At 33.4% G+C, this 4,759-nt stretch carries 3 protein-coding genes; 2 read left to right on the top strand and 1 reads right to left on the bottom strand.

The annotated features are described in order from the left end of the window. Positions 1-53: 53 nt before the first annotated feature. Together PKV21_09120 and PKV21_09115 are read left to right on the top strand one after the other, a co-directional pair. Positions 54-1,409: an ATP-binding protein gene (locus PKV21_09120; protein HOM27646.1), complete on the top strand. Its 1,356-nt coding sequence runs from the start codon at positions 54-56 to the stop codon at positions 1,407-1,409. 43 nt (positions 1,410-1,452) lie between these two features. Further along, entirely contained in the window at positions 1,453-4,431 is a 2,979-nt protein-coding gene (locus PKV21_09115) for a DEAD/DEAH box helicase family protein (GenBank protein ID HOM27645.1), read from the top strand. Between the two features lie 37 nt (positions 4,432-4,468). On the opposite strand, the gene PKV21_09110 is transcribed toward PKV21_09115, so the two are convergent. Next, positions 4,469-4,759, bottom strand: a 291-nt coding sequence (locus PKV21_09110) for an alanine--glyoxylate aminotransferase family protein (protein ID HOM27644.1), incomplete at its 5' end; no start/stop codon positions are given.

Genomic DNA, 4,759 nt, shown 5'->3' with positions numbered 1-4,759 from the left:
AATACCAAAGATTTGGATTATAAACTCATTAAGCCCCTAATCTGGTGGGAGTGATGAAACATACAGAATCTCAAACCGTTGAATTTAAACCTTCCTGGCGGGATGAATATTTGAAATGGATTTGTGCCTTTGCAAATACTGATGGTGGGAAATTACTCATAGGAGTTGATGATAGTGGCAAGCCAGTTGGAATAAAAGATAGTAAGAAACTTCTTGAAGAATTGCCTAATAAATTTAGAGATATTCTCGGTATTATTTCAGACATAACACTGGGAAGGAGAGAGGGTAAAGAGATTATTATAGTAAAAGTCAAACCATCTTACGCACCAATTTCTTATAAAGGTAGGTTTTATATCAGAAGTGGCAGCACAATTCAGGAATTAAAAGGTAAAGACCTGATGAGATTTCTCGTTTCAAAATCAGGTAAGGATTGGGACGAATATATAGAAGAAAGAGCAGTTATTGAAGATATTGATGTTGAAACTGTTGAAAAATTCAAGCAAATTGCAGAGAAAAGGATACCATTTGTAAAGAATGAAAAAGAGCCGATAAAGGTTCTTGAGAAATTAAATCTGCTTGATGATGGAAAGTTAACAAGGGCAGCGATTCTTCTCTTTGGAAAAAACTTAAAGAAATTCTGGCCAAGTGCTTATATAAAGGTTGGTAAATTTTTAACTGATACAGACATTGTAAGTTCTGATGAGGTAGAAGGAAATCTTTTTAAACAGGTTGAAAAGACAATGGAATTACTGCGGACAAAATATCTTATCTCTGAGATACGATTTGGAGAGATTTACAGAAAAGAAGAACTGGAATATCCTGAAGGAGCATTACGAGAAGCGATAATCAATGCAGTAGTTCATAGAGATTATTTCGGCCCTCATACTCAATTAAAAATTTACCCTGATAAAATAATACTCTGGAATGTAGGAACACTTCCAGAAGGAATCAATGTTGATGAATTAAAGAAAAATCATTCGTCTTATCCAAGGAATGGATTATTGGCGGATGTATTTTTCAAGGCAGGGTTGATAGAAGCATGGGGAAGGGGAACAATAAAAATTATTGATGAGTGTAAGAAATCTGGACTTCCAGAGCCTGAATTTAAAGAAGAATTTGGTGGTTTTACAGTTTATTTATATAAAGATATTTATACAGAAGAAAATTTGAGAAAAATAGGATTAAATGAGAGACAGATAAAAGCAGTATTGTATGTAAAAGAAAAAGGAAAGATTACAAATAAAGAATATCAGCAAATTTGTAATACTTCAGAAAGAACAGCTACACGTGATTTATCTGAATTAGTTAGTAAAGAAATACTGGAACAAAAGGGGACTACTGGTAAAGGCACAAGTTATATAATAAAGACGCCAAAGCCGACAGGAAGACGCCACAAAGACGCCAAATAACAAAATGGGGAAATATATGCAAAAATAGTCAAATAGGGCAAAGATGATTAATAAACTTTATCTACAACACATTGTATATGATATTCCTTTTGAGACATTGCCTGCAAAGTGGCAGAGATTTGATTTCAGCCGATTTTCAAAAGACAAAACACTTTTTGATTTTCAACAGGATGCATTAAAAAACTCCCTCAAGGCATTACATCTATTTTTAAAAGACAAAAATTCAGATAAAAAATCACTGTTTGAGCATTACAAACTTAATGGGCTTGAAGAAGATTTTGATTATGACCTAAAGAAAAAACAGGATAGTAAGACGGCTAAGTATCTTTTAGAGTATCCAGAAGATTATCCGGTGGTTGATAACAAAATCTCATTTGCTCATTTTATCAACAGAATGAGTTTCTGGATGGCGACAGGTTCAGGCAAGACACTGATTATTGTTAAATTGATTGAGTTTATAGGCAAACTTATTACAGAAAAAGAATTGCCTGAGAGGGATATTCTTTTTCTGGCACACCGTGATGACCTTCTGGAGCAGTTTAAGAACCATATTGAAGAGTTTAACAATTTCAATTTTGATACAAAGATAAATCTAAAAAGTTTGAGAGATTATGAGAGTGTAAAGCGAGAAAGTATTCTGCCTTTTGCCAGAAATGAAATTACAGTTTTTTATTATCGTTCTGACCTGATTTCTGATGAGCATAAAGAGAAAATTGTTAATTTCAGGAATTACGATAATGGTGGCAAATGGTATGTTCTTCTGGATGAAGCACACAAGGGGGATAAAGAAGACAGCAAGAGGCAAATTTTATACTCAATACTTTCAAGAAACGGATTTCTCTTTAATTTCTCCGCCACATTTACCGACCCGCGGGACTTTGCTACCTGTATTTTTAACTTCAATCTTTCAAAGTTTGTAGAAGAAGGATACGGTAAACATATTTATGTATCTTCTGCTAATGTTGCCTCATTTCGTGATAAACAGAATGATTTTTCTCAGATTGAAAAGCAGAAGATTGTTTTGAAAACAATGCTGCTATTAACTTACATAAATAAGTATTTTAAAAAAATTAAAGGAGTTGATGGCTCTTTTTATCACCGTCCATTACTTCTTACTCTTGTTAATTCTGTAGATGTGGAAGAATCTGATTTAGAATTGTTTTTCAGAGAATTGGAAAGAGTTGCCAAAAATGAAATTAGAGCAGATTTATTTAATAATGCGAAGCAAGAACTTATCAAAGAGTTCAATGACCATTCAACATTTGAGTTTGAGGAACTTAAATGTTTAATAAATGCTGATTTAATTAGAAAATTGGACTATAAGGATGTTTTGAAAGATGTTTTGAACGCTAAAACTCCGGGTACAATTGAGGTTTTAAAAATCCCAGGGAATAGACAGGAATTGATTTTTAAACTAATAACGGCTGACAAGCCATTTGCGTTAATAAAAATCGGAGACATTTCTGGATGGCTGGATGATAAACTTGAAGGATATGAGATAATTGAAAGTGTTGAAAATGAAAGTTATTTTAAGAGAATCAATCAGGATGATTCAGATATAAATATTTTAATGGGCTCTCGTTCTTTTTACGAGGGCTGGGATTCTAACAGACCAAACATTATTTTGTTTATTAATATTGGAGTAGGAAGTGATGCCAAAAAATTCATTCTGCAATCAGTTGGCAGAGGCGTAAGAATAGAGCCACAAAAACATCAAAGAAAACGACTTCAAAAGTTATTAAATGCAAAGAAAATTAAAAATGAAGTTTTTGAAAAAGTTAAAAATCTGATTTTACCAATTGAGTCCCTGTTCGTTTTTGGAACCAACACGAAAAACTTAAAAGAAATAATCGCAACGCTAAAAGCAGAAAAACAGGATAAGAGTTTGGGTGAATTGTTTATCTTAAACCCGGAGGTGCAAAGACATCTTCTTCTGGTGCCAGTTTACAAAAACTCTAAAAGAATTTTTGCTGAAGAAAAAGACATCCAGAGATATTCCATCAGGAGGGAAGATTTTGATATAACATCGCAATTCTACAGATTTTTAGGTGATAAAGTTGCTCTGGCTAAATATAATTGTGAAGTAAAGGTTTTGAATAAAGTGAAAGAAAGTTTTGCGAACAAAGATAGGTACTATGATTTTGACGAAAGGGACTCGCTCTTTGAACCGGAGTTAACTCTGGAACGGATTTTTGAATATTTTGGAGTTAAAAACAAAGAGTTGGATGAATTTAAAAAATTAGAAGGTGAAATCGTGCATTTTAAGAAAGTCAGGTTCAGTGATGGCGAAAAATATGAGGAAATCAAAAAGAGAATTGAAATCATAAGGAATAAACCAGAACACGAGAAACAGTTAGACGAATTATTTAAAACAGGAAAACGGAAAAAGTATGATGAACAACTTAAGTTATTTGACCAATCTTCTCATTACGAGATTAACAATCAAAGAATTAAAATCAAGTATCTTGCTAACCATTACTATCTTCCTATAATAGTTTCAGAGACAGAAAAAATTGATTACCTCAATCATATCATAAATGTTGATAGTGAGGTAAGATTTATTGAGGAGTTAGAAGGATATCTTGCAAATCCGAACAATATTTTTACGCAGTTTGACTGGTGGATGTTTTCAAAGATTGACCAAACTCTGGACGAAGTTTTTATTCCTTATTACAACCCGAAGGAAAATAATGTCGTTAATTTCAAACCGGACTTTATCTTCTGGGCACAAAAAGGCAAAAAATACTTGATTCTGTTTGTTGACCCAAAAGGGACAGAATATGCCGATGGATACAGAAAGATTGATGGTTTTTCAAGGATATTTGAGGTTGAAGAAAATGGACAGAAAAAGATTAGAGTCTTTCCGTACAACAACGGTATTTCAATAATTACAAAACTGCTACTTAAGGTAAAAAGAGGTAGTGCAGAAGTTTTAGAGAATTATAGACAATACTGGTTTGATAATTTTTCTGATTTTGCGGATAAAATTAACCAGTCAATAAAAGAAATAAACCACTCTTAATTTTTGAATATTTCTTATTAGGACAAAACACTCTTCTTCAACCAAATAATATCTTCCGGGCGACTGAGATGCCTTTTTCAATGTCAATCTCAACACCCATTTCCCTAAGTCCCACACCAACACCGCTGATTGCTGTGAGGACATCAAACTCATCCTGCCAGCCAAGGTGGGAAATTCTTATGATTTTACCTTTTAGTTGTTCCTGCCCGCCTGCTATGGACATACCATATTTTGTCCTTAAAATTTTTACCAGTTTATCACCATCCACACCTTCAGGTAATAAGACCGCCGTCACTGCATCCGAAGGTGATTCAGAGAGAAGTTTAAG

This window comes from bacterium (assembly GCA_035371905.1).
In the GTDB taxonomy this organism is placed as follows: Bacteria; Ratteibacteria; UBA8468; order B48-G9; family JAFGKM01; genus JAMWDI01.
This window is presented reverse-complemented; position numbering and strand designations above follow the sequence as displayed.